General features: G+C 73.3%; 4 protein-coding genes. All 4 read left to right on the top strand.

Features of this window, described 5'->3' with window-relative positions:
• Positions 1-678: DUF5947 family protein (locus tag DQW85_RS24690; RefSeq protein WP_205315377.1), on the top strand; the 678-nt coding region annotated here is incomplete at its 5' end.
• Positions 679-690: 12 nt separating this feature from the next.
• A complete protein-coding gene (locus DQW85_RS24685; RefSeq protein ID WP_113702395.1) occupies positions 691-915 on the top strand; it encodes a hypothetical protein in 225 nt (74 codons plus the stop codon).
• Between the two features lie 5 nt (positions 916-920).
• Positions 921-1,571: a DUF6084 family protein gene (locus DQW85_RS24680; protein WP_113702394.1), complete on the top strand. Its 651-nt coding sequence runs from the start codon at positions 921-923 to the stop codon at positions 1,569-1,571.
• Positions 1,571-2,572: a hypothetical protein gene (locus DQW85_RS24675; protein WP_113702393.1), complete on the top strand. Its 1,002-nt coding sequence runs from the start codon at positions 1,571-1,573 to the stop codon at positions 2,570-2,572. Before DQW85_RS24680 ends, DQW85_RS24675 begins: the two co-directional genes overlap by 1 nt.
• The last annotated feature ends 128 nt before the right edge of the window (positions 2,573-2,700 follow it).

The following is a 2,700-nucleotide window of genomic DNA, read 5'->3' as shown; positions in this document are numbered from 1 at the left end:
CTGCGCCGGCTCGTCCGCCGCGAGGCCGGCCGGGCGACCCGGGAGGACACGACAGCACAAGAAGACAGGACGGCCCAGCAGGAACGGGGGGACGGGGCGGAGCGGTGCGGCCTGTGCGCCGCCCCCGTCGCGGCGCGCCACCGGCACCTCCTGGATGTGACCGCCCGCGAGCTGCGCTGCGCCTGCCGCGCCTGCGCCGTGCTGTTCGACCACTCGGCCGCGGGGGGCGGGCACTACCGCCTGGTGCCGGACCGCCGGTGGCTCCTGGAGGGCTTCGTCCTCGACGACGACACCTGGGCGGGCCTGCGCATCCCCGTCCAGATGGCGTTCCTGTTCCAGGACTCGGCGGCGCGCAGGACGGCGCTGTTCTATCCGAGCCCCGCCGGAGCCGTCGAGTCGCCGCTGGAGGAGGCCACCTGGGAGCGGCTGGCGGCGGCCAACGCCGTGCTGCGGGGCCTGGCCCCCGACGTCGAGGCCCTGCTGGTGAACCGGACGGGCGCCACCAGGGATCACTGGATCGTGCCCGTCGACGACTGCTACACGCTGGTCGGCCTGCTCAGGACCCACTGGAAGGGCCTGGCGGGCGGGCCGGAGGTGTGGGACGCGATCTCGAACTTCTTCACCGACCTACGCCGGCGGTCCACGACCGTGACCCCGGACCACCCGCCGCGCACCTGAGGAGAGCACGCGATGGCCAGGAAGACCGACGAACCCATCAAGACGGGGCGGCCCGACGTCCGCCCCGACGCGCCCGCGCACGTCAAGGGGGTCCACGAGGGCAACGCCCCCGGCAACTACGACAGGCATGAGGGGCACCTGCCCGACGGGCGCTCCACCGCCGCGCGCTCCACCGGCATCAACCCGGCCGATCGCGACCCCATCGAGCCCGGCATGCCCAACCTGTCTCCGGCCTGAGCCCGATGCCGAACGAGACAACGGCGCCCGCCCTGCGCATCGAGGTCGAGGAGGTCCGGGCGGCGGAGTTCGCGGCCGTGCCGGCCCTCGAGTTCGGCCTGAGGATCGGCAACACGGGCGGCCCCGAGGTGCGCTCGCTCGTCCTGGACACCCAGATCCGCATCTCGGCCGCCCGCCGTTCCTACGACGAGGCGAGCCGCGAACGGCTGGCCGAGCTGTTCGGCCCGCCGGAGATGTGGGGCCGGAGCCTGCGCAGCCTGTTGTGGGCGCAGACTGTCACGCAGGTGCCCGCCTTCACCGGCGAGACGCGCGCGCTCGTCCGGGTGCCGTGCACCTTCGACTTCGAGGTCGCGGTGGTCAAATACTTCCACGGCCTGACCGGCGGCGAGGTGCCGCTGGAGTTCCTCTTCAGCGGGACGACGTTCTACCTGGCGGAAGGCCGGCTGCGGGCCACGCGCATCCCGTGGGACACCGAGGCGGACTTCCGCATGCCGGTCGCGGTGTGGAAGGACCTGATGGAACGCTACTTCCCGGCCACCGCCTGGCTGCGGCTGAGCCGCGACACCTTCGACCTGCTGTGCGCGTACCGGACCCGGCGGGCCCTGCCCCTCTGGGACGACGTGGTGGAGACGCTGCTGAAGGAGGCGGGCGGCTGATGGACCAGGTGAGGCAGATCGCGCGGGCCGTGCTGTACGAGGGATACCTGCTGTGGCCCTACCGCCGGTCGGCGCTGAAGAACCAGCAGCGCTGGACGATCGGCGGCGTCCACCCCGAACCCTACGGCAGGGCGCACGAGGGCAACCCTTGGCTGACGCAGACCCAGTGCCTGGTCGAGGCGGATCCGGCCGGCACCCTCGACGTGCACGTGCGCTTCCTGCATCTCGTCTCGCGCCGGACGGCCCGTGCGCGAGGAGACGGGCTCGAGCCCGTGCCGGAGCTGACCGTGGGTGACCGGCGGTTCCTGCCGTGGGAGGAGGCGGTCGAGCGGGAGGTCGCGGCGAGCGGCCTCGATCTCGCCGGGCTGCTCCGCCGGCCGCACCGGATCCTGATCGACGTCCCGGCGGGCCAGGAGACCGAGTGGCTGTCCGACGAGGCGGGGCGGCGGGCCGGCGCGGTGGTGCGCGGCTGGGAGGCGCTGCGCGGTCACGTCGAGGTGCGCGCCGACCGGCTGCGGGCGGGGATCCTCAGGGTCACGGTACGGGTCGTCAACACCACACCCTGGCAGGGCGACGACCGGGCCGAGGCGATGAGGCACAGCCTGATCTCGGCCCACAGCGTGCTGCGGGCCGATGGCGGGCTGTTCGTCTCCCTCATGGACCCGCCCGAGGACCTGAGGTCCTTCGCCGCCGACTGCCGCAACCTGGGCACCTGGCCCGTGCTCGTCGGCGAGGAGGGCGAGCGGCACACGGTGCTGTCGGCGCCGATCATCCTCTACGACCACCCGCGGATCGCGCCGGAGAGCCCGGGCGACCTCTTCGACGCCACGGAGATCGACCAGTTGCTCACCCTGAGCGTGCTCGCGCTGAGCGACGAGGAGAAGCGCGAGATCCGCGACGGCGATCCGCGGGCGCGGGAGATCCTCGAACGGTGCGACTCGCTCACACCCGAGCAGCTCATGCGGCTGCACGGCGTCCTGCGCACGGAGCCGACCACATGAACGGTACGGAAGGCGAGGAGATGGACTTCTGGGCGCGGATGGAACGGCGCGGCCCGGCCGAGGCGGTGATCGCGGGGCGGCCGGTGCGCGCGGGCAGCCGGGTCCGGCTCCGGCTGTCCGCGGCCAGG

The sequence above is a fragment of the Nonomuraea lactucae genome, assembly GCF_003313395.1.
GTDB classification, from domain to species: Bacteria; Actinomycetota; Actinomycetes; order Streptosporangiales; family Streptosporangiaceae; genus Nonomuraea; species Nonomuraea lactucae.
The sequence above is the reverse complement of the archived record's forward strand: the minus strand, read 5'-3'. Positions and strand labels throughout refer to the sequence as shown.